The organism is Amycolatopsis sp. WAC 04197, assembly GCF_003947475.1.
In the GTDB taxonomy this organism is placed as follows: domain Bacteria; phylum Actinomycetota; class Actinomycetes; order Mycobacteriales; family Pseudonocardiaceae; genus Amycolatopsis; species Amycolatopsis japonica.
The window spans coordinates 138,671-161,121 of the sequence record NZ_QHJK01000009.1 but is presented as its reverse complement, the minus strand read 5'-3'; the positions used below and the strand labels follow the sequence as shown (position 1 = coordinate 161,121).

General features: G+C 70.0%; 19 protein-coding genes. 11 read left to right on the top strand and 8 right to left on the bottom strand.

Annotated features, from left to right (window positions below; genetic code table 11):
- Positions 1 to 297: 297 nt before the first annotated feature.
- Positions 298 to 735, bottom strand: coding sequence for a PPOX class F420-dependent oxidoreductase (locus DMC64_RS30730; RefSeq protein ID WP_037343995.1), 438 nt, complete (start codon positions 733 to 735; stop codon positions 298 to 300).
- 98 nt (positions 736 to 833) lie between these two features.
- Positions 834 to 1,232, bottom strand: a complete 399-nt coding sequence (locus DMC64_RS30725) for a hypothetical protein (RefSeq protein WP_125736369.1) — start codon at positions 1,230 to 1,232, stop codon at positions 834 to 836.
- Positions 1,233 to 1,383: 151 nt separating this feature from the next.
- Here DMC64_RS30725 and DMC64_RS30720 point away from each other — a divergent pair, with 151 nt between their 5' ends.
- The 4 genes from DMC64_RS30720 to DMC64_RS30705 all read left to right on the top strand — a co-directional run bounded on the left by DMC64_RS30720 (position 1,384) and on the right by DMC64_RS30705 (position 8,812).
- Positions 1,384 to 2,013, top strand: coding sequence for a peptidase inhibitor family I36 protein (locus DMC64_RS30720; RefSeq protein WP_158634274.1), 630 nt, complete (start codon positions 1,384 to 1,386; stop codon positions 2,011 to 2,013).
- Positions 2,014 to 2,092: 79 nt separating this feature from the next.
- The gene (locus tag DMC64_RS30715) at positions 2,093 to 3,544 is read left to right on the top strand and encodes a hypothetical protein (protein WP_125736591.1); all 1,452 of its coding nucleotides are present in this window, start codon (positions 2,093 to 2,095) and stop codon (positions 3,542 to 3,544) included.
- A 47-nt stretch (positions 3,545 to 3,591) separates the two neighbouring features.
- Positions 3,592 to 4,332, top strand: a complete 741-nt coding sequence (locus tag DMC64_RS30710) for a hypothetical protein (protein ID WP_052120950.1) — start codon at positions 3,592 to 3,594, stop codon at positions 4,330 to 4,332.
- A 13-nt stretch (positions 4,333 to 4,345) separates the two neighbouring features.
- On the top strand, positions 4,346 to 8,812 hold the full coding sequence (locus DMC64_RS30705; RefSeq protein ID WP_125736367.1) for a hypothetical protein: 4,467 nt from the start codon (positions 4,346 to 4,348) through the stop codon (positions 8,810 to 8,812).
- Positions 8,813 to 8,831: 19 nt separating this feature from the next.
- On the opposite strand, the gene DMC64_RS30700 is transcribed toward DMC64_RS30705, so the two are convergent.
- Positions 8,832 to 9,779 (bottom strand): AraC family transcriptional regulator, encoded by a 948-nt coding sequence (locus DMC64_RS30700; protein WP_125736366.1) that lies wholly within the window; start codon positions 9,777 to 9,779, stop codon positions 8,832 to 8,834.
- An 87-nt stretch (positions 9,780 to 9,866) separates the two neighbouring features.
- Here DMC64_RS30700 and DMC64_RS30695 point away from each other — a divergent pair, with 87 nt between their 5' ends.
- The 7 genes from DMC64_RS30695 (at position 9,867) to DMC64_RS30665 (ending at position 15,568) form a co-directional block, all read left to right on the top strand.
- Positions 9,867 to 10,298 (top strand): nitroreductase family deazaflavin-dependent oxidoreductase, encoded by a 432-nt coding sequence (locus tag DMC64_RS30695; protein WP_125736365.1) that lies wholly within the window; start codon positions 9,867 to 9,869, stop codon positions 10,296 to 10,298.
- Positions 10,299 to 10,416: 118 nt separating this feature from the next.
- Positions 10,417 to 11,598, top strand: coding sequence for a winged helix DNA-binding domain-containing protein (locus tag DMC64_RS30690; RefSeq protein ID WP_125736364.1), 1,182 nt, complete (start codon positions 10,417 to 10,419; stop codon positions 11,596 to 11,598).
- Positions 11,599 to 11,782: 184 nt separating this feature from the next.
- Positions 11,783 to 12,787, top strand: a complete 1,005-nt coding sequence (gene gap / locus DMC64_RS30685) for a type I glyceraldehyde-3-phosphate dehydrogenase (RefSeq protein ID WP_016333141.1) — start codon at positions 11,783 to 11,785, stop codon at positions 12,785 to 12,787.
- 9 nt (positions 12,788 to 12,796) lie between these two features.
- The gene (pgk, locus tag DMC64_RS30680) at positions 12,797 to 14,005 is read left to right on the top strand and encodes a phosphoglycerate kinase (RefSeq protein ID WP_305019201.1); all 1,209 of its coding nucleotides are present in this window, start codon (positions 12,797 to 12,799) and stop codon (positions 14,003 to 14,005) included.
- Entirely contained in the window at positions 14,005 to 14,790 is a 786-nt protein-coding gene (gene tpiA / locus DMC64_RS30675) for a triose-phosphate isomerase (RefSeq protein ID WP_037344017.1), read from the top strand. The genes pgk and tpiA overlap by 1 nt, the downstream gene beginning before the upstream one ends.
- Positions 14,791 to 14,930: 140 nt before the next feature.
- Positions 14,931 to 15,161 (top strand): preprotein translocase subunit SecG, encoded by a 231-nt coding sequence (secG, locus tag DMC64_RS30670; protein ID WP_016333144.1) that lies wholly within the window; start codon positions 14,931 to 14,933, stop codon positions 15,159 to 15,161.
- Between the two features lie 65 nt (positions 15,162 to 15,226).
- Positions 15,227 to 15,568, top strand: a complete 342-nt coding sequence (locus tag DMC64_RS30665; protein ID WP_034311760.1) for an RNA polymerase-binding protein RbpA — start codon at positions 15,227 to 15,229, stop codon at positions 15,566 to 15,568.
- A 153-nt stretch (positions 15,569 to 15,721) separates the two neighbouring features.
- Here DMC64_RS30665 and DMC64_RS30660 read toward each other — a convergent pair whose 3' ends face one another.
- The 5 genes from DMC64_RS30660 to DMC64_RS30640 all read right to left on the bottom strand — a co-directional run bounded on the left by DMC64_RS30660 (position 15,722) and on the right by DMC64_RS30640 (position 22,446).
- Positions 15,722 to 16,924 carry a sensor histidine kinase gene (locus tag DMC64_RS30660; RefSeq protein ID WP_162836902.1) on the bottom strand — a complete coding sequence of 401 codons (1,203 nt, stop codon included), beginning with the start codon at positions 16,922 to 16,924 and terminating at the stop codon, positions 15,722 to 15,724.
- Between the two features lie 623 nt (positions 16,925 to 17,547).
- The gene (gene pgl, locus DMC64_RS30655) at positions 17,548 to 18,303 is read right to left on the bottom strand and encodes a 6-phosphogluconolactonase (RefSeq protein WP_016333147.1); all 756 of its coding nucleotides are present in this window, start codon (positions 18,301 to 18,303) and stop codon (positions 17,548 to 17,550) included.
- Entirely contained in the window at positions 18,300 to 19,304 is a 1,005-nt protein-coding gene (gene opcA / locus DMC64_RS30650; protein WP_037344020.1) for a glucose-6-phosphate dehydrogenase assembly protein OpcA, read from the bottom strand. Before opcA ends, pgl begins: the two co-directional genes overlap by 4 nt.
- Entirely contained in the window at positions 19,301 to 20,830 is a 1,530-nt protein-coding gene (gene zwf, locus DMC64_RS30645) for a glucose-6-phosphate dehydrogenase (RefSeq protein WP_016333149.1), read from the bottom strand. The genes opcA and zwf overlap by 4 nt, the downstream gene beginning before the upstream one ends.
- The gene (locus DMC64_RS30640) at positions 20,827 to 22,446 is read right to left on the bottom strand and encodes a glucose-6-phosphate isomerase (RefSeq protein WP_037344022.1); all 1,620 of its coding nucleotides are present in this window, start codon (positions 22,444 to 22,446) and stop codon (positions 20,827 to 20,829) included. Before DMC64_RS30640 ends, zwf begins: the two co-directional genes overlap by 4 nt.
- Positions 22,447 to 22,451: the final 5 nt, after the last annotated feature.

The following is a 22,451-nucleotide window of genomic DNA, read 5'->3' as shown; positions in this document are numbered from 1 at the left end:
CACGTGAGCAGCGCGCGCCACGGTGGTCGGGGTGCCACTGGAGCCTCCATACGTGAAGTTCGGGGGTCGGGAGGTACAACGGCGGACCGGGCGAGGCCCGGCGGGGAAGGCTGAGTTTTAGTTAGGAAACTTTCCTATCTATGGTTCAGATCACACACCAGTGGGTGCTTCGTGTCAATACTTGACCAACATCAACACGCAGGGTCACGCCCCCAAACGCATTTAGTCCTCTGGATGCGGTACTTGCACGCGCAAGGACCGCATCCAGAGGACTAAATGCGAGAGAGGGGGAAGGGGTCAGCCGGCGATGTCGGCGCGGGCGATCACCTTCGTGATCCGCGCGCGTACCAAGGACTCCTCCGGTACGGCGTTGCGCTTGCCGTAGGCCTCGGCCTTGTCCTCACCCATGTACCGGCCACCGAGCCTGGTCGCCCATTCGAGCATCTCGCCGAGGTCGTGGTGCAACACGGCTTCGGCGGTGAACTGCACGTACGAGTACGGCGGCTTCTGGTCGTCGACGGCGAGGGAAAGCCGCGGGTCGCGCCGCAGCGCCTTGCCCTTGAGCGTGTCCGTGCCGGTGGTGAAGATCAGTTCGTCCCCGTCCGGCCCCTCGTTCAGCAGGAACCACACCGGCGTCACGATCGCCGCCCCGTTGGCGCGGACCAGACCGAGCATGCCCGTCCGCGTGCCCTCGCTCGCGAAGGCCCACCATTCGTCCCTGTTCATTTCACGCATGACCCGACGCTACTGGGACACCCCGGCGGTGAGCAGCCCCGGTCACCCGCGGGTGGTGCCGCCCGGACCCCCGGTGGCCGGGCGGCACCCCGCCCCGGCTACCGGCAGGCGAGCCGGGTGATCTTGACGACCTCGTCGTCGTGGATGCGGTGCCAGGTGCCCGACGCGTACGCGGCGCCGCCGTCGTAGTCCTCGCCACCCCACCGGTTGACGATCGTGCGCAGATGCGCGGTGCAGCCGACCGGGATCCGCACGCCGTCGATGTCCCGGTTCGGCCCGGTCCGCCCGCCGGCACTGAGCGGCAGGAGATCGGTGTAGTTCCGGCCGTCGAAGTTCCCGGCCACCGTGACGACGCGCGGAGTGTCGTTGAAGACCCCGCCGCACCAGTGCACGACCGGGGTGCAGTTGCCCTCTTCCGCCGCGGAAGCCGGAGTGCAGACCACACCCGAGACGAGCAAGGCGGCGGCCGCGGCCACCGGAACGAGTGAACGTTTCATGGTGAATTCCTCCCTGATCGGTTGTCCGACAGGTCCACGACAGCAGCATCGCGTGGCGCTGACCAGGGAAAACGATGTCGCGGTATGTCGCGGTTCGTCCCCCGACACCGTGACCGGGTGCGACACAATGGCGATGGGGAGGGGGTGGACCATGTCCACTGCGAAGGACTTCGGCGCGCAATTGCGCGAGGTGCGCGGAAGGCTCACTCAGGAATGCGTCGCCAAACGCTCTTTGCTCGGCCAGGACGCGCTGACCCGGCAACGGGTGTCCAACATCGAGAACGGTCTGCTGCCGACGGCGGGGCAGTTGCGCTGCTATCTCCACGGCTGCGGGAAGCCCGAACTGTTCGAGCGCTTCGACCGGATCCGGGGCGAGGTGAAAACGAGCCCGCCCGCCGGACCGTGGCGAAGACGCGTGCTCCGGGTGGGCTCGGCGGTGGCCGCCGGGCTCGCCGCCACCGCCGTGGTGCTCGTCCTGGCTTCGGATCATTCCGGCTCGGCTCCGGCGGCCACGGTCGTCCCGGACTGCGCGGAGGGTTTCCTCTGTTTCTGGCCCGAACCCGGTTACGGCGGGGCCAAGGTGCAGCTGCCGCCGGATTGGGCGAGTGACGGACGGCAGTGCGCCGCCTTGCCGTTCCCGGCGAGGTCGATGGTGAACCGCAGCGCGGAGCGGCACTGGGGTTACGCCGGACGGGACTGCGCGGGCGGGGACCGGACGATTCTGCAGCATCGAGGCGGCGCCGAAACCTCGATCCTGATCCAGTCCTACGTCCACACCTGAGCTCCACCCGGTCACCCGTGCGGGGTGGAGGGGACGGCGACTAGCCTGGCCTGCTGTGCGAGACGACGAGCTGACCGGGATGGGGCTGGCCGACGAGGGGCTGACGCGCCGCCTCAAGGCGCTGGCCTGCACAGCGCCCTTGCACGACCTCGACGCGCGCAAGTCGAAGCTGGACTGGGCGGACGCCACGATCTACCAGATGGCCGAGATCGCCCTGCACACGATCGACCAGGTCACCGTGTCGATGGACTTCGACACCGGCGCCGACCACGATCAGGTGATCGCGCGCCTGCTGCCGTTCGTCGCGCTCCAGGCACCCGGCCGGACGCCGGACGAACACGCCAAGGTCGCCCGGTGGGTGCTCGACAACCTGATCAACGTCGGCACCACCGATCGCGGGTTCCGCCGCGTCTACGGCTCCATCGGCCCCGGTGGCGGCTATCAGCGCCGCCAGTTCGACTTCAAACTGCTCGTCGAGCTGGCCGCGCCCGACGGCGAGGTCTACCTGCGCGCCACCGACGAGGCGATCAACGTGCTCGTCGGCGCGCTGGACACCGATGTCGAGTCCGCGCAGATCGCGGCCGAGGTCAAACTGGAGAACCTGATCAACCGCGGCCGCCTCGCCGACGCGAAGCTCGCCGCCGAACAGGCCCGCTACCGCACTGTCCAGTACGGCGAGACGTTGCGCGCCAAACTCGACGCCACCCGTCGCGACGTGCGCGCGGTCGACTGGGAGCGCGAGGTCCCTGATCTGCTGGATCAGGCGCTGTCCCATATCGAGTCCCGGTTCCGCGCCGAGAACGCGATCCTCAAGAACATCACCGCGTCGCGGGACGAGACCGAAGACCTCGACCGCAAACGCCGGGCCGCCGAGCTCGTGGACATCGTCAGCGATTGCATCCGCCGCCACACCCGGCTCCAGTCGCGGCTCGCCGACGCGGGAGCCGTGTTCCGTGCCGAGCAGGACCGCCAGCAGTTCTCCGGGCCGCCGCAGCGCGCCACGATCGACCTGTTCGGCCAGCTCCTGATGCCGACGCTGGGCCTGCCGATCGCCCAGGCCGTCGCGCCTGCCGAGTCGTTCTTCCACGCCGGTGCCGGGATCTCGCCGCCGACCGTGCCGTCGCTGTCCTCGCTGGTGTCGCTGCTGTTGCGGCCCGCCCCCGAACGCGATCAGCTCGTCGGCGAGATCCCCGAGCCCGAGCTGATGCCCGCTGACGTCACCGACAAGTTCGGCGACGAGCAGTGGCGCCTCGCCGACGACCTGCTCGACCTGCCCGAGGTGCCGCGACGGCTGTCCGGGCTGCTCGAAGAGGCCCGCCGCATCGATCCGGCGCTGCCCGCCCTGGTCGCCCTGCGGGCGGTGCACGCCTACAGTCCCGAGGTCGGCGCGGCGCTCCGGCTGGGGGAGCGTCAGGTGCTGCTGGCCGTGGACGACGGCACGCTGCTCGAAGATCCCGAGTTCGGCGGAGCGGACCTGCTGCTCTCGTCGGCCACGGTCGATCGACAAGAAGAAGAGGAGGAGGTCGCGTGACGACCAACGGGGACGTCGAATCCGCGGCCCGGCTCGTCTCGTTCGGCATGCGCCCGAAGCAGCTGCCGTCGCGGGACGTCGTGTACGGCGACCTGGTCCGGCGCTACGGCGAGGACAGGGCGTTCAAACAGCTCACGCACGCGGTCGCGGCCGGGCTGGGGCTGATGGTGCTGGAGGTGAACCTCCAGGCCGGTGCCGTGCTGGCGGCGACCGACGAGTCCGTCTTCGAGATCAAGATGGACAGCTACGCGCGGCAGAGCAAGATCCGCGAACGCCGCGAGACCGAGAAGGTCCTGCACGGTCTCGTCCATCTGGCGACCGCCGCGCTCGGCTACCCGCGTCCGGACGACCTCGCCAACGACACCTACATCGGCCGCGTCAGTGTCGAGCAGGTGGACGCGATGGTGCGCGAGGCATGCCGGATCCTCGACGAGCGCGCGGCGCAGGCCGAAGCGAACAACGACCCGCTGGCCGACGCGCCCGAACTCGAACAGGCGTGGCGCGCCTACGCCCGGCGTCCCGCGGCCGCCGCGACCAAGGACGGCAGGCTGTCGTCGGACACCACACGCGGCATGGTCGCGCGGGCCCTGCGGTTCCTCGCCGATCAAGGTTTTCTCGTCCAGGTCAGCGGAGAACAGGGCGGGACCTACCGGACGACACCGCGCTACCAGGTGCAGGTGCGGGAACTCGCCGCCGACGCGGCCTTCGACGATCTGCTCGAGCTGAACGTGGTGTCGGTGGCCAACGGCGGCGGAACGTTGCGCGCGGCCGCGTCGGACACGCTTTAACCAAGGGGAGTCGATGTACGAGCTTTCGCGGGTTCGCCTGCACTCGGTGGGCCCGGCGGGCGCGCGGTACCAGGACGTCGTGCTGGACTTCAGCGGCGTCGGCGCCGCCATCACCGCGCCCAAACAGGACGCGTTGTTCAGCGCCGGGATCCACCTGGCGGGGGAGGGGCCGCCGCGGCGCCCCTCGCCGGCGAGCGTGCTGTTCCTGGAGAACGGCGGCGGCAAATCCGTCCTGATCAAGCTGATCTTCTCGGTCATGCTGCCCGGCCGCCGCCAGGTCGTCGGCACGACGAACACCAAGGTGCTGGAGAAGTTCGTCGCCGCCAAGGACGTTTCGCACGTCGTGCTGGAGTGGCTGCAGGTCGAGACCGGCCACCGGGTGATCACCGGCAAGGTGTCGGAATGGCGCGGGCACGTGGTGTCGGCGGACTCGGAGAACCTCGTCGATTCCTGGTACTGCTTCCGGCCGACGCCCTCGCTCGATCTGGACTCGCTGCCGCTGACGTCGGACGGCAGGCTGCTGACGATGTCCGGTTTCCACGACCAGCTCGACAAGGTGCACGGCGGCGAGCCGGAACTGGAGCTGTTCTGGACCCGGCGGCACCACGAATGGACGTCGCGGCTCGACGGTCTCGGCCTCGACACCGAGCTCTTCCGGTACCAGCGCGCGATGAACGCCGGTGAGGGCGAGGCGGCGGACGCCTTCGCCTTCAGCACCGACGAGGCTTTCGTCGAGTTCCTGTTGCGCGCGGTGCTTTCGGAGGAGGAGCCGAAGGACCTCGCCGAGGTCGTCGCGACCTACGCGCACAACCTCGCCCAGCGCGGGGATCTGTTGTCGGAGCGGGACTTCGTCGCGGGCGCGCTCGACCTGCTCACCCCGCTGGCGGAGGAGGAAGGCGTCGCCGCCGCGTCGCGGAAGCTCGCCGACGCGGCCCGCGCCGAGATGCGGACGCTGGCCGGTCGGGTCGCCGCCCGCGACAAGCTGGAGAACGAGCGGCTGAGCGGGCTCGAACAGCACGTCGACGAGGTGAAGTCCGCGGAGAAGCTCGCTGAGGGCGACCACCGCCGTCTCACCGCCGGGGTCACCGAACTCCGCCGCCTGGTCGGGAAACTGCGGCTCGACGAGGCGCAGGAGAGCAAGAAGCGGATCGACGGCGAACTGGCCGAGGCCAAGACCGCGGCCGAGGCCTGGCGTGAATGCGCCACCGTGCTCAACCACCTCAACGCCGCCCGCAAGGCCCGCGATTTCCGGGAACTGGTGGGGAATCGCGAGCAGAAGGCACAGCCCGCGCTGCAGGCACGCAACGCCGCCGCGAGCGCGCTCGCCAGGGGACTGCTGGGGCTGGCCAAGAACGCCACCGAGCAGGCGTCGAAGGCCGAAGCCCATGTGGCCGCCCTGCGGGCCGAAGCGGAGAAGGCGCAGGCGGAACGCGACGAATCGGCGAACCTCGCGGCGTCGCGCCGGGCGGAGGCTCGCGGGCTGGGGGCGCGGATCGCCGAAATCCGGGAGGAGATCGCGGAAGCCGTCCGCTCCGGCGCGCTCAAGGCCGGGGCGGACGTCGCCGAAGCGGCGCGCGCGGCCAGGGCCGAGGCCGAGACGGCCGCCGCGGAACTCGTCCGCCGGGAACAGGAACTCGAACGTGTCGCCGAAGACCTGCGTGCCGCGCAGGCCACGGTCAACGACGCGCACCGGCTCGCGGGGTCCACAAAGGACCGATTGGAACGCGCGGCCGAGGAACTCGACCGCGCCAACCGGCGCACCGACGCGCTCGCCGTCGAACCGCGGCTGAGCGAACTCCTCGGTGCGGACGACGTCGCGCTGGAGACGGATCTCCCGGTGCTGCTGGAACGTCTGCGCGAGGCGGGTTCGGCCGCGGAGAAGGAACAGACCGCGCTGCGGATGGAGGAATCCGTCGACGAGCGCGCGCTGAACGCGCTCGGTTCCGGTGGCCTCCTGCCCGCTCCCGAAGACGTCCAGGCCGCGCTCGACGCGCTGGAGGCCGCCGGGATGAACGCGTGGTCCGGCTGGCGCTATCTGTCCACTTTGGACAAGAAGCGGCGGGCGGCCGTGCTGGCCCGCGCGCCCCAGCTGGTCTCGGGCATCCTGCTGAACGAACCGGAACAGGTGCGGCTCGCCGAAAAGGTCCTGGCGGAGCGGCGGCTGCTGCCCAGCACGATCATCCCCGTCGCCACGACCGAGGCCACCACGACCGACCGGCTGCCGGGTGAGGCCGGGATCGAATTCCTCGTGCCGCCCAATCCGGCGATGTACGACGAGGAGGCCGCCGACGCCGAGCGTGAGGCCATCGCGCTCCGGCACGCGGAACGTCAGCGCCGGCTGGAGGCACTGGCGACGTCGCTGGCCGACGACAGCGCGCTGTCGTGGAAGCTCAAGACCTGGCGCGAGGACTACCCGCCCGGCAGCATCGCGACGCTCGCCGAGCAGCTCCAGAACGCGCGCACCGCGCACGAGACCGCTCGGACCGCGTTGGAGCAGGCCGAAAAGGAGTTCCAGCGGCTCGGTGAGAAGGCGGCCGGGCTGCGGGAGCGGATCCCCGAGCTGCGCTCGATCTCGGCCGAGGCGGGGGAGCGCGTTCGCGGGCTGGAAGCACTCGCCACGCGTGCCGCGAAGATCCCGGAGTGGACGGACGACGTCGAACGCGCCACCGAGATCGCCGAGCGGGCCGAGGCGACGGCGTCCGAAGCCGCGGTGAAGGCTTCCCGGCTGCGCGAGCAGGCGGGCGAGGAACAACGCACCGCCGACGGGCACCGGCGCACGGCGACGACCGCGAAGGCGGAACTGGCCGAGGTGCCGGGATCGAGCGACGTCACCGAAGACGACTCCGTACCCGCCGAACCGGTGGACGCGTTGCGGCGTACCTTCGCCTCGGCCTCCGAGGCGTACGCGAAGGTGGAGGTCGGCAGCGATCTCCGTGCCGAACTCGACCAGGCCGAGAGCGTCGAGGCGTCCGCGCGGGCGGCGCTGGAGGCGTTGGACGACGCCGTCCGCGAGCGGGCTTCCGCGCTGCTGGAGACGCCGGACGGCTCCGACGCTTCGGCGCGGGCCGCGGCGCAGGCGCGGGCGAACCGGGCCGTCGCGGTGCTGGAGGAGGAGCGCACCGAGATCGTCGGGCTCGTCGCGACCCGCAAGGCGGAACTGGGCCAGCTGCCGGAACAGCCGTCAGCGCTCGCCCTCGACGCGCGGCCGAAGGACATCGAGCACGGCCTGGAGCTGATCGACGAAGCCGGTCTCGAAGTGTCCGCCGCCGCGAGGAAATGGGAGGAATTGCAGGAGCGCCGCGCCGCGGCCGAAGCGACACTGGAGTCCGCGAAGGCGTCCGCGTCCGGCTTCGGTCTGCTCGCCGAATCGATGGCGCATCTGTTGTCCAAAGAGGACGAAGAAGCGCCGTTCGAGGGCGACGTCGAATCCGCGCGCGCCAAGCACTCCCGGCTCAACACAGCGCTCACCGAGGCGCAGGACGCGGCCGACGCGGGTGACCGGCGGGTGCGGGCGGCGGCGGACCAGCTGGCGCAGTACGCCACGGACAAGCGGTTCGAAAAGCTCAGCACACCGGTGCGGCAGCAGGTGATCTCGGTCCGCCGAGACCAGCTGCCCGCCCACGCCGCGGAATGGGCGGAGGCGCTGCGTCCCCGGTTGCGCACGCTCACCGACGATCTCGCGCAGATCGACCGGCACCGCGGCGGCATCATCACCCGGCTGCAGGGCATGGTCGACGGCGCGCTGCGCACACTCCGTGCGGCGCAACGGGTCTCACGGTTGCCCGACGGTCTCGGCGACTGGTCGGGTCAGGAGTTCCTGCGGATCCGCTTCACCGAACTCGAAGAGAACGTGCTCGCCGAGAAGCTGGGCGAGGTCGTCGACGAGGCCGCGGTGGGGAAGACCTCCGACGGCCGCGACGTCAAACGGGACGGGCTTTCGCTCGTGCTGCGCGGCGTGCAGGCCGCCGCTCCCAAGGGGTTCCGGGTCGACATGCTGAAGCCGGACTCGGTGCTGCGGACCGAACGGCAGCGGGTCTCCGAGATCCGGGACGTGTTCTCCGGCGGGCAGCAGCTGACCGCGGCGATCATCCTGTACTGCACCCTGGCGGCGCTGCGGGCGAACAACCGCGGCAAGGCCCGCAACCGGCATTCCGGCGTGCTGTTCCTCGACAACCCGATCGGCCGCGCGTCGGCGGGCTACCTGCTGGAACTGCAGCGCGCGGTCGCGGAGGCGCTGGGTGTCCAGCTGATCTACACCACCGGCCTGTTCGACGCCGGCGCGCTGAGCGAGTTCCCGCTGATCGTGCGGCTGCGCAACGACGCGGACCTGCGGGCGGGGCGCAAGTACCTGTCCGTCGACGCGACGATCCGGAACGCGACCGACGAACTCGGCGAGCCGGACGGTGTCGCGCGGCTGTCGGCGACGCGGCTGTTCACGCGCCCGTCCGAGGAGCCTGAGCAGGAGGAAGAGACGGCCTGAGGGAGATCATGACTCGCCCTCACGCGACAGGCGCGGCCGGCGTGAGGCGCTTCCGCGTCGACGTCCGGTACTGCCCCGGCGCCTGGTCGCGGGCGCGCCGGAAAGCCCGGCTGAACGCGTACACCGACGTGTAGCCGACCGAGCGCGCGATGGTGTCCACGGTGTCGTCGGTGTCGCGCAGCCGCACCGCGGCCAGGTCCATCCGCCACAGGGTCAGGTAGTCGCCGGGCGTCCGGCCGGTGGTTTCGCGGAACCGGCGGGTCAGCGTGCTGCGTGAGGTCGACAGTTCCGCCGCGAGCAGGTCGGTGGTCCAGGGTTTCGCCGGGTCCTCGTGGATCTTGGCCAGCGCCACGCCGATCAGCGGATCGCCCAGGATGCCGAGCCAGGTTCCCCGCGTCTCGGCCGGTTTCTCGGTCCGCCAAGCGCGGAGCAGCTGGACCAGGAGGATGTCGACGAGCCGGTTGAGGACGAAGTCGGTGGCGATCTGCGGGCTCGCCAGTTCCCGCGACAGCAGCCGCACGGTGTCGTCCAGCCCGTCGCGGCCGCGGTTCGCGCGGATGTGCACCACCTCCGGCAGGGTGGCGAGCACCTGGGTGGACACCGCCGGGTCGTAGTCGTAGGACGCGCCGAGGACGTGCGTCTCGACCTCCCCGGAGCCGAGGCGCAGCACGCCGCCGCAGTCGCGTGCCTTCTCCGCCGCGGTGCACAGATTGGGAATGATCGCGACGTCCGGGGCGCTGCGGAGGGTGTGTTCCGGCCCGTTCGGCAGCAGGACGACGTCGCCGGGCATGAGCTGCCGCGGCGGGTGCCCGGCCAGTTCCAGCCAGGCCGTCCCACAGGTGATCGCGTAGAAGGCGGCGCGGGTGATGCCGTGCCAGAGGATGCCCCACGGCCCGGACGCCTCGATGCGGGCGCCGGCGGTGCCCCGAACGCCGCCCACGGCGAGCACTTCGGCCAAAAGGTCCATGACGGCGATGATAATGCGACAGACGGATATGTTCATGGCCATTCTGAGCATCGATGGGGTCACTCGGTGCGCCATACGATCGAGGTCATGACAGACACCTTCGACTTCGACAAGATCAACCGAAGCGTGATCGCCGAGTTCCGTGAAACGGGCGGCAAGGCGGGCGGCATGTTCGAGGGCTACCCGCTCGTCCTCGTCCACCACACCGGCGCGAAGTCCGGGACCGAGCGGATCGCGCCGCTCGTCCCGCTCCTCGAGGACGACCGGATCTACATCTTCGCGAGCAAGGGCGGTGCCGACGACAACCCGGCGTGGTTCCACAACCTGGTGGCCAACCCGGACACCAAGGTCGAGCTCGGCACCGAGACCTTCCCGGTCCGCGCACGCGTGCTCACCGGCGCCGAGCGCGACGAGGTCTATGCCAGGCAGTCGGCCCTCATGCCGCAGTTCGCCGAGTACCAGAGCAAGACCAGCCGGGTCATCCCGGTGTTCGAGCTGGAGCGCGTCCAGGCGAGCTGAAGGGGACTTTCCCCGCGTCTCACGCGGTGAAGGGCGCTTTCCCCGCATCGCATGCGGGGAAAGCGCCCTTCAGCCGCTTGCGGCCGAAACTGTCGGGCCCCGGTGATAGAACCGATCCGTGACCCCCAAGATCGACATCGCGCAGCGCCGCGCCCGGCTCGCGACGCGTCATCGCCTCACCACGCCCGCCGAGTCGGTGCTCGCCGCCGCGGACGCGGTCGTCGCGCTGCACGCCACGGATCCGGCGTCCGTGCACTTGTCGGCCTGGGCGCGCGTGAAAGGCGACGGCGTCGCCGAACTGGAGAGCGCGCTCTACGAAGAACGCACGCTGATCCGGATGCTCGGCATGCGCCGCACGGTCTTCGTCCTCGGGCACGAGAACGCGGCCCTCGTGCAGGTCGCGTGTTCCGCCGACATCGCCAAGAAGCAGCGCCGCCTGCTCGAACAGCACCTCGGCACGCAGGGACATCCGGAGAACGTGCCGGAGCCGGCACGCTGGCTGGCCGAGGTCGAGGACGCGACGGAGCGCGCGCTGAAGGCCCGCGGTTCCGCCACGGCGCAGGAGCTTTCCCAGGACGAGCCACGCCTGAAGCAGCAACTCCTGATGGCGAAGGGAAAGCCGTACGAGGCGATCGCCAACGTCACCAGCCGCGTCCTGTTCCAGCTCGCGGTCGACGGCCGCATCGTGCGCGGCCGCCCGCGCGGCAGCTGGATCAGCAGCCAGTACTACTGGGCCCCGATGGCGGACTGGCTGCCACAGGGCCTCGCCGGCTGGGACGCCGACGCGGCCAGGGTCGAGCTGGCCCGAAGGTGGCTCTACGCCTACGGCCCCGCCCCGATCGCGGACCTCCGCTGGTGGACGGGCTGGACGATCGGCCAGACGAAGAAGGCGCTCGCGGAGATTCAGCCGGTCGAGGTCGATCTCGACGGCGTCCCCGGCGTGGTGCTCGCCGACGATCTGGAGCCGGTCGCGGAGCCCGAACCCTGGGTCGCCCTGCTCCCGTCCCTCGACCCGACGGCGATGGGGTGGATCGAGCGCGACTGGTACCTCGGCCCGCACAAGGCGCCGTTGTTCGACGGCACCGGCAACATCGGGCCCACCGTCTGGGCCGACGGCCGCATCGTCGGTGGCTGGGCGCAGCGGCCGGACGGCGAGGTCGTCCATCACCTCCTGGAGGACGTGGGCGCGGACGTCGAACGGGCCGTCGAGGCGGAGGCGAACCACCTGGCCGAGTGGTTCGGAGAGGTGCGAGTCACGCCACGGATGCGCACACCGCTGGAGCGACGGCTAGCACAGTGAAGCTGAGAGTTTTCCCAAGACGTCCTGGTAGCGACGCACTTAATCGATTCTTGACCTGACCCACCGAGTGGTGGAAGTCTCGTCAGGGCAAAGAGGGGCGCCCGAGCACGCACGCTAGGGTTGCGCCCGAGTAAAGGACGTCTTACCGGGGCGATCCCGGACGAGTCTCAAGGGAGTGGCAGCAGTGACGGTTCGCGTAGGTGTCAACGGCTTCGGCCGCATCGGCCGCAACTTCTTCCGGGCCGTGCAGGCCGCCGGTCACGACATCGAGGTGGTCGCGTTCAACGACCTCGGCGACGTCGCCACCATGGCCCACCTGCTGAAGTACGACTCCATCCTCGGCCGCTTCCCGGGCGAGGTCAGTGTCAGCGACGAGGGCATCGTCGTCGACGGCAAGACGATCAAGGCCCTCGCCGAGCGCGACCCGGCCAACCTGCCCTGGGGCGACCTGGGCGTGGACGTCGTCGTCGAGTCGACCGGTTTCTTCACCAACGGCGACGCCGCCAAGGCGCACATCGCCGGTGGCGCCAAGAAGGTCATCATCTCCGCGCCCGCCAAGGGCGAGGACCTGACCGTGGTGCTGGGCGTCAACGACGACAAGTACGACGGTTCGCAGACCATCATCTCGAACGCGTCCTGCACCACCAACTGCCTCGGCCCGCTGGCCAAGGTCCTCAACGACGCCTTCGGCATCGAGCAGGGCCTGATGACCACGATCCACGCGTACACGCAGGACCAGAACCTGCAGGACGCGCCGCACAAGGACCTGCGCCGCGCCCGCGCCGCCGCGCTGTCCATGGTCCCGACCTCGACCGGTGCCGCCAAGGCCATCGGCCTGGTCCTGCCGGAGCTCAACGGCAAGCTCGACGGCTACGCGGTCCGCGTCCCGGTCCCGACCGGTTCGGCCACCGACCTCACCGTCACGCTCGCCAAGAGCGCGACCATCGAGGAGATCAACGCCGCGTACAAGGCCGCCGCCGAGGGCCCCCTGGCCGGCATCCTGCGCTACAGCGACGACCCGATCGTCTCGGCCGACATCGTCACCGACCCGGCCTCCTGCATCTACGACGCGCCGCTGACCAAGGTCATCGGCAACCAGGTCAAGGTCGTCGGCTGGTACGACAACGAGTGGGGCTACTCGAACCGCCTCGCCGACCTCGTCAAGCTCGTCGGCACCAAGCTCTCCTGAGCCATGGCGCTGAAGAACCTCGAAGACCTGCTGAGCGGGGACGTTTCGGGCCGGTACGTACTCGTGCGTTCCGACCTGAACGTCCCCCTCGACGGGGAGACCATCACCGACGACGGCCGTGTCCGCGCGGCCCTGCCGACCCTCAAGCGCCTCGCCGAGGCGGGCGCGAAGGTGGTCGTCACGGCGCACCTCGGCCGTCCCAAGGGCGAACCGGACCCGAAGTTCTCGCTCGCGCCCGTCGCCGCGAAGCTCACCGAGCTGCTCGGTGTCGACGTCCCGCTGGCCGGTGACCTCGTCGGCGAGTCCGCCAAGGCCACCGTCGCCGGCCTGACCGACGGCCAGGTGGCCCTGCTGGAGAACGTGCGTTTCGACGCGCGCGAGACCAGCAAGGTCGAGGCCGAGCGGCAGGAGCTGGCCGCCGAGCTGGCCGCGCTCGTCCCCGGCGGCGCGTTCGTCTCCGACGGTTTCGGTGTCGTGCACCGCAAGCAGGCCTCGGTCTACGAGATCGCGCGGGCGCTTCCGGCGTACGCGGGCGGCCTCGTGCTGGCTGAGGTGGACGTCCTCAAGAAGCTGACCGAGGACCTCGCGCGGCCGTACGTCGTCGTCCTCGGCGGCGCGAAGGTGTCGGACAAGCTGGGCGTCATCGCCAACCTGCTCACCAAGGTCGACAGGCTCCTCATCGGCGGCGGCATGGCGTACACCTTCCTCAAGGCCCAGGGCCACGAGGTCGGCAACTCGCTGCTGCAGGAGGACCAGCTGGACCAGGTCCGCGGCTTCCTCGCCGAGGCGGAGAAACGCGGTGTCGAGCTGATCCTGCCGGTGGACGTCCTCGCCGCGACGGGCTTCGCGGCCGACGCGGAGTTCGACGTCGTCGACGCGACGGCCATCCCGGCCGGCCGCATGGGCCTCGACATCGGCCCGAAGTCGCGCGAGCTGTTCGCGGGCAAGCTGGCCGACGCGGCGACCGTGTTCTGGAACGGCCCGATGGGCGTGTTCGAGTTCGAGTCCTTCGCCGGCGGCACCCGTGCCGTGGCCGAAGCGCTGGTGAAGAGCGACGCCTTCACGGTGGTCGGCGGTGGCGACTCCGCCGCGGCCGTGCGGCAGCTCGGCCTGCCGGAGGACGGCTTCTCGCACATCTCGACCGGCGGCGGCGCGTCGCTGGAGTACCTGGAGGGCAAGGAACTGCCCGGAGTCGCTGTGCTGGGAGAGAACGACTAGTGGCGCGCAAACCGCTCATCGCCGGCAACTGGAAGATGAACCAGAACCACCTCGAAGCCATCGCGCTGGTTCAGAAGATCGCCTTCGCCCTGCCGGAGAAGTACTACGCGAAGGTCGACGTCGCGGTCCTGCCGCCGTTCACCGACATCCGCAGCGTCCAGACGCTGACCGACGGCGACAAGCTGTCGCTCACCTACGGCGCCCAGGACCTGTCGCCGCACGACTCCGGTGCCTACACCGGCGACGTGTCGGGCCCGATGCTGGCGAAGCTGGGCTGCAGCTTCGTCACCGTCGGGCACTCGGAGCGGCGTGAGTACCACGGCGAGTCCGACGAACTGGTGAACAAGAAGGTCAAGGCCGCGCTCAAGCACGGCATCAAGCCGATCCTGTGCGTGGGGGAGAAGCTCGAGGTCCGCGAGGCCGGGGAGCACATCGCCCACACCACGGCCCAGCTGGTCGAGGGCCTCAAGGGGCTCAAGGCCGAGCAGGTCAAGGACGTCGTCGTCGCCTACGAGCCGGTCTGGGCGATCGGGACCGGCAAGGTCGCGACCCCGCAGGACGCCGAGGAGGTGTGCGGAGCCATCCGCGCCACCCTCGCCGAGAAGTACGGTGCCGAGGTCGCGTCCTCGGTCCGCGTGCTCTACGGCGGCTCGGCCAAGGCCAACAACATCAGTGACCTCGTCGCCTGCGAGAACATCGATGGTGCGCTCGTCGGTGGTGCCAGCCTGGATGGTGACGAGTTCACCAAACTCTGCGCACTCGCCGCGGGCGGGCCCCTGCCCTGATCGGGGCACCTACCGGGTAACCTGGGTATCCGGTCCGTCACACAGCAGTGGACGAGTCCAGGAGTACGGTGTGTTCTGGCGGTCAAGAGCCGCTGGTGGCACACCGTTTTCCTGCATTCTCCAAGAGCGCAGAGGATGACATGAAGCTGTTCCTGCAAATCCTGTTGATCGCCTCCAGCGTGCTGCTGGTGGTCGCCGTGTTGCTGCACCGCGGCCGTGGTGGCGGTCTGTCTTCGCTGTTCGGTGGCGGTATGCAGTCGAGCCTCTCCGGCTCGAGCGTGGCCGAGAAGAACCTCGACCGGATCACGCTGCTGCTGGGCGCGGTGTGGCTGATCAGCATCATCGGCCTCGGGCTCCTGCTCAAGGTCTGATCGATCCAGGTGTTTCGGCGTGCCTATGGGGGGCGCGCCGCCGATCCCTATAGGTGTGAGGATTCATGGTTGGCGGTAACGCGATTCGGGGCACCCGTGTGGGTGCCGGGCCTTCGGGCGAATCGGAGCGGGGTGAGTCGGCGCCGCGGCGCCGTATTTCCTACTGGTGCGCCAACGGGCACGAGGCACAGCCCTCGTTCTCGATGGACGCCGAGATTCCCGACGAGTGGGACTGCCCGCGTTGCGGGCTCCCCGGTGGGCAGGACGAGAAGAACCCTCCTGCCGCGCCGCGGACCGAGCCTTACAAGACTCACCTCGCGTACGTGAAGGAACGGCGTTCCGACGCCGACGGCGAGGCCATCCTCGCCGAGGCGCTGGAGCGGTTGCGCCAGCGCCGGGAGATCTAGCAGCTGCTATTTCAGGGCTGAGCCCGCGTCCGCGATCCCGTCGCCAGGGCGCCCGTCCGGCATGTCGGCGCCAGGCGGTGTATGCGCCCTGCCGCCGGGATCGCGAGGCCTACGGCCAGGCGCGTTCAGCTCAGCTCCGCCGACCACCGGCCATCACCGGTCGAGCGGGTACCGGGCACGCACCCGGAACCCGCCGTCCTCGGTGTCGGCGGTTTCGAAGCTCCCACCCAGCAGTCGAGCGCGTTCGGCCAGCCCGGTCAGCCCGTGCCCTCCCGAGGGCAGGGCCGCACCGGGGGTCCGAGCGCGCTCGTTGCGTATTTCGACCTTGAGCGAACCGTGCTCGCCCTGGATCCGGATGGTCGCGGTGGCGCCCGGTGCGTGCTTGTGCACGTTGGTCAGGCATTCCTGCACGGTCCGGTAGGCCGCCGCCGAAACCTGGCTGGGCAGCAGGTCGGGGATCCGCTCCACGGTCAGGTGCACCGGGACGTCCGAGCCGCGGATCAGCCGGTCGAGTTCGTTGATGCCCGGCCGGGGCCCGTCGTCTTCGGAGCCCGAGCGGAGCACGCTCACGAGTGAGCGCAGCTCTTCGAGGGTCTTGGTGCTCAGCTTCCGGATGACCTGCGCGGTTTCGAGCGACCGGGCGTCGGTGGTCTGCGCCTGCAGCGCGCCGGCCTGCATCGCGATCAGCGTGATCTGGTGCGAGACGACGTCGTGCATCTCCCGCGCGAGGCGGGCGCGCTCTTCCGCGCGGACGGCGTCGGCGTGGAAGCGGCGTTCGCGGTCGCGGCTGGCGGCGAGTTCGGACAGCTTCTGCGAGATCTCGGTCCGCGCTCCGATGAGCAGGCCGATGGCCACCGGCATCCCGGCGACGATGACGCCGTAGATGCCGTCCAGGACGTGTTCACGCCAGCTGAGCTCGACGAAGTCGGCCAGCGGCCACTGCACGAACCGGCAGGTGAAGACGAGCGCGAATCCGGCCCAGGTCTGCCAGTGCATCTGTTTGCGGGTGGCGAGGAAGCCGAGCGCGATCATCGCGGCCAGCTGCGACCACCCCGCCAGGAAGCCGGGGACGGTGACGATCACCGCGAGGAACGGCAGCTTGCGCCGGAAGGCGAGGCCGAGGCACGCGGCGCCGGACAGATAGATCGAGTACGGCTGGGCCTTCTCGGGGATCACCAGCCAGACGTCGAGCGCGGCGAGGAAGATCGCGAGCGTGTCGATGCCCAGCGCGACCAGCGCCGGACGTTTGAGCTTGGCGAACGACATGACCCCGGCGGCACGGCGCATCCGGTCGGCGGCGTCCGCTCCGGAGCCGCCCACCGAGATACCTGGCATCGAGAGACCCTCTGTGCTCATCGCTGGCGACCTCACTCGTCTTGTGGACTTGGATGGTGAGACGTGTTCTTCGCCCGATCGGGACGCGCAGGAACGAACAAATGTGCGGATGCTAACGGGTGGATGTACAAGGGCGGTAAGTTTCCCCCAGTCGGGCTAGCGACTGGGCGATCACTGTCCGTTCTGCGGACAAGTGCATGAACGTTCGGTCGGTCGAATCCACACCGGACCACCCGGGCTCGGTGGTCCGCTGATCATTTCGACGCGCGAACAAGTCCTCTCTGATGCCGAAGTCCGGGGAAGTTGATCTATGTCACGTTTCGTGGTCGCGCGGTGACCCTGCCGCGCGAGTTCCGTGAAGGCCTCCTTCACTACCTTCAGGGTAGGGAAGGAGGCCTTCACGGACTTCCGCCATGAGGGTGTCACCGCCGCGGCCGCCTGGCGGGTCGTGATCAGGCCCGTGACTCGCGTGATCGAAGACGTAACTCACGTGTCTGGAGACGTAACTCGCGTGTGGCGCCTCCAATCACGCGAGTTACGCCTCTGATCACGCGAGTCACGCCTTGGGTCACGGTGCCCGGATGCGCGTGAAGGCCCCCTTCCCTCGGCTCAGCCGAGGGAAGGGGGCCTTCACGCGCGAAACGTCAGCCCGTAGGCGGCTGATAGACCTTCGTGAGTTTCGAGGCGGAGCCTCGGTCCAGCAGCCAGAGCGTGCGGCGCGAGCCGCGTGCCCCGGCCACCGGGATCTCGACCTCGCCCGCACCGGCCAGCGCCTGCGCGACGGCGTCCGCCTTGGCGTCGCCGCCGGTGACCAGCCAGATGTCCTGCGCGCGACGGATCGCGGGCAGAGTCAGCGAGATGCGGGTCGGCGGCGGCTTCGGGCAGTCGCGCACCGCGACGACCGAGCGTTCCTTCTCGTGCACCGCCGGGCTGTCCGGGAAGATCGAGGCGGTGTGCCCCTCCCCGCCGAGGCCCAGCAGCATGATGTCGAACGCAGGGACCTCAGGGGTCAAGATCTCCGCGTACGCGGCGGCCGCCGCGTCCACGTCATCGCCGAACTCCCCGTCCGAAGGTGCCATGGCATGCACCCGCTTCGGGTCGAGCGGCACGTGGTCGAGCAGCGCCTCACGGGCCTGCTTCTCGTTGCGCTCGTCCGAATCCGCCGGGACGAAGCGCTCGTCTCCCCAGTAGACGTCCAGCCGCGACCAGTCGATGGCGTCACGGGCACTGGAGTCACGCAGTTCCCGCAGGATCGCGATCCCGGTGCCACCGCCGGTGAGCACCACCGAAGCGGAGCCCTTGGCGGCCTGGACGTCCACGAGCCGGGTGACCAGCCTGGCCGCCGCGGCGGCGGCCAGGAGGTCCGGGTTCTCGTAGACGACGACCTCGGTCTTGCTCATGAGGCGCTCTTCGCGGTCTTGGCGGCCGGAGCCTTCTTCGCCGCCGGAGCCGCCTTCTTCGCCGGAGCGGGCTTGGCCGCGGTACCCGTCGAGATCTTGCCGAGCCCGTTCAGCGAAGCCTCGTAAACCTCGTCCGGGTCGAGCCGCCGCAGCTCCTCGATCAGGCAGTCCTTGTTGTCCCGCCGCTGCAGGGCGATCCGGCGCGTCGGCTGGCCCGGCTGGGTCAGCGTGCCGACCCGTCCGTCCGGCCGGTGCAGTTCCACCGGGCCGGAACGCCGGTCCAGCGTCACCGAGATGATGCCCGCCGCGCCGCTGCTCTTGACCCGCTTCACCGGCACCTTGAGGTACTCGGCCAGCCAGCCGGCGAGCAGTTCGGTCGACGGCGAATCGGCCTCGCCGGTCACCGTCGCGCCGGTGACCTTCTCGTACGGCGGAAGGTCCAAAGCGGACACCAGCTGCGCGCGCCACCGGGTCAGCCGGGTCCACGCCAGGTCGGTGTCACCCTCCACATAGGACTTCGCCCGCGTGGTGAGTGCCCTTATGGGCGCCTTCTCCGCCGCCGAATCGGTGATCCGGCGCTGCGCCAGCTCACCGAGCGGGTCCTTGGCCGGAGCCTTCGGACCGGTGCCGGGCCACCAGGTGACGATCGGCGCGTCCGGCAGCAGCAGCGGCACGACCGCGCTCTGCCCCTGCGAGGCCAGCGGACCGTAGAGCCGCAGGACGATCACCTCGCTCGCGCCGGCGTCGCCGCCGACCCGGATCTGGCCGTCGATCCGCGGCGCGGCGGTCCGCGCGCCCTTGGCCACCACGATCACCCGCGAGGGGTGTTCGCGGCTGGCCTCGTTGGCGGCCTCGATCGCCTCTTCGAGTTTGTCGTCGTCGTCGGCCACTATCACCAGCGTCAGCACGCGGCCGAGCGCGACCTGCCCGCCCTGTTCGCGGATCTCGACGAGTTTCTTGTTCAGCTGCGACGTCGTGGTCGACGGCAGGTCGATGATCACGGACGCCTCCAGTTCCGGCCGGTACGTTCCAGCATCTCGTCGGCGGACGGCGGTCCCCACGAACCGGGCGGGTACGCCTCGGGGGCGCCCTTCTTGGCCCAGTGGTCGAGGATCGGGTCCAGGATCTCCCAGGACAGCTCGACCTCTTCGTTCACCGGGAACAGCGACGGTTCGCCGAGCAGCACGTCCAGGATGAGCCGCTCGTAGGCCTCCGGGGACGACTCGGTGAAGGCGTGCCCGTACCCGAAGTCCATCGTGACGTCGCGGACCTCCATCGTGGTCCCCGGCACCTTCGACCCGAACCGCAGCGTGATGCCCTCGTCGGGCTGCACCCGGATCACCAGCGCGTTCTGGCCCAGCTCCTCGGTCGAGGTCGAGTCGAACGGCAGATGCGGCGCCCGCTTGAACACCACGGCGATCTCGGTGACCCGGCGGCCCAGCCGCTTGCCGGTGCGCAGGTAGAACGGCACGCCCGCCCAGCGGCGGTTCTGCACCTCCAGCGTCACCGCGGCGTAGGTCTCGGTGGTCGAGTCCTTCGCGAAACCGCCCTCCTGCAGCAGGCCCGGCACCTTCATGCCGCCCTGCCAGCCGCCCGCGTACTGCCCGCGCGCGGTGGTCTCGTCGAACGGCGCCAGCGGCTTGGTCGCCGAAAGCACCTTGACCTTCTCCGCGCGGAGGGCGCGCGGAGCGAACGAGACCGGCTCCTCCATCGCGGTCAGCGCGAGGAGCTGCAACAGGTGGTTCTGGATGACGTCGCGTGCGGCGCCGATGCCGTCGTAGTACCCCGCGCGGCCGCCGAGGCCGATGTCCTCGGCCATGGTGATCTGCACGTGGTCGACGTAGTTGGCGTTCCAGATCGGCTCGAACAGCTGGTTCGCGAACCGCAGCGCCAGCAGGTTCTGCACCGTCTCCTTGCCGAGGTAGTGGTCGATGCGGAACACCGACTCCTCGGGGAAGACGTCGTTCACGATCTCGTTGAGCTCCTTGGCGCTCTTGAGATCGCGGCCGAACGGCTTCTCGATGACGACGCGGCGCCAGGTGTCCTCGCTCGCGTCGGCGAGGCCGGAGCGGGCGAGCTGCTTGGTCACCACCGGGAACGCGCTCGGCGGGATCGACAGGTAGAACGCGGTGTTGCCACCGGTGCCACGCTCGGCGTCGAGGTCCTTGACCGTCTGCGCGAGCTTGTCGAAGGCCTCGTCGTCGTCGAAGGTGCCCTGCACGAACCGGATGCCTTCGGCGAGCCGGTTCCACACCGACTCCTTGAACGGCGTCCGCGCGTGCTCCTTGACCGAGTCGTGCACGAGCTCGCCGAAGTCCTGGTGCTCCCAGTCCCGGCGGGCGAATCCGACGAGCGAGAACCCGGCGGGCAGCAGCCCGCGGTGGGCCAGGTCGTAGATCGCCGGCATCAGCTTCTTGCGGGCGAGGTCACCGGTCACGCCGAAGATCACCAGGCTGGACGGCCCGGCGATCCGCGGCAGCCGCTTGTCGCGCGGGTCGCGCAGCGGGTTGTTCCAGGCTCGTGTCACTCGCCGGCCTCCTGTACCGCGCGGACCAGTTCGGCCAGGCCGGCGGCCCGGTCGGTGAGGTGCAGGCGCAGCACCGGACGACCGTGCTCGGCGAGCACCTGACCGTCGCCCAGCGCCTGCGCGTGCTGCAGGACACCGAGCGTGTACGGCCGGTCCGGAACGTCGAGGTCGTCCTCGACGGCGCCGGTGATCTGCAGGAAGACGCCGTTCTGGTGCCCGCCCTTGTGGTACTGCCCGGTCGAGTGCAGGAACCGCGGCCCCCACCCGAAGGTGGTCTGGCGGCCGGTCCGCTTGGCGATCTCGCCGCGCAGGACGGCCGTCGACGCGTCGTCGAGCCGGTCGAGGTACGCCTGCACCGCGATGTAGCCGGTTTCCGGCGCGGAATCGAAGAAAGCCCGCAGGATGTCCGCGAGCTTCCCGTCCGTGACGACGCCTTCCGAGCCGAACACCTCGACCGCGCCGTCCACAGTGGACGGCTCTTCGCCGCCCTTGAGCTTGTCCGGGTTGTCGAGCAGCGAACGCGCGGCCTTCTTGGCGGCCTCGACGTCGGGCTGGTCGAACGGGTTGATCCCGAGCAGCCGTCCGGCGAGCGCGGTGGCGAACTCCCACAGCAGGAACTGCGCGCCGAGCGAGCCGGTCACGGAGATCTTCGCCGCGCCTTCCGCCTGGCCGACGGCCACCGGGGTGGCGTCGCCCTTGGCGTCGGCGAAACCGGGGGAGTCCGGGCCCTCGACGGCGACCGGCAGGAGACCGGTGCCCTGCTTGCCGGTGGACTCGGCGATCAGCTGCTCCGCCCAGTCGGCGAAGCCCTTGATGCCCGATCCCGTGTCCGCGATGACGACCTTCTCGGCGCCCTTTTCGTGCGCCGCGCCCCACGCCGCCGCGAGTTTGACCGCGGGGTTGTCGACGGAGTCGGCGGCCAGCTCGTCGGCCACCGAAGCGGCCTGGTCGAGCAGGCGGGCGACGTCCGCTCCGGCGAGCCCGGCGGGGACGAGCCCGAACGCGGTCAGCGCCGAGTAGCGGCCGCCGACGTTCGGGTCGGCGAGGAAGACCTTGCGGTAACCCTCCTTTTCGGACAGTTCCGCGAACGGCGAGCCGGGGTCGGTGACGACCACGATCCGCCGCGCCGCGTCGATGCCCGCGTCGGCGAAGGCCTTCGCGAAGATCCGCCGGTGACTGTCGGTCTCGACGGTGCCGCCGGATTTCGACGACACGACGATGACCGTCCGCTCCAGGTCACCGGCGAGCGCGTCGGCGACCTGACCGGGGTCGGTGGTGTCGAGGACCGTCAGCGGGACGCCGTCGGTCGCGGTGATGACCTCGGGGGCCAGCGACGAACCGCCCATGCCCGCGAGGACGACGCGGTCGACGCCCTCGGAACGCAGGTCGGTCCGCAGTGCCTCGATCTCGCCGATCAACGGCCGCGAGGACTTGTGCAGCGTCGTCCACGAGAGACGGATCGACGCTTCGGACTCGGCTTCGGGACCCCACAGTGTGGCGTCCTGGGACGCCAGTTTCGATGCGACCTGGTCGGCGACGAGCCGCTCCGCGAACGGAGCGGCTTCGCCGGCCAGGGCGGCGTCGACGATTTCGACGCCGGTCGTTTCCCCTGCCATGGTCC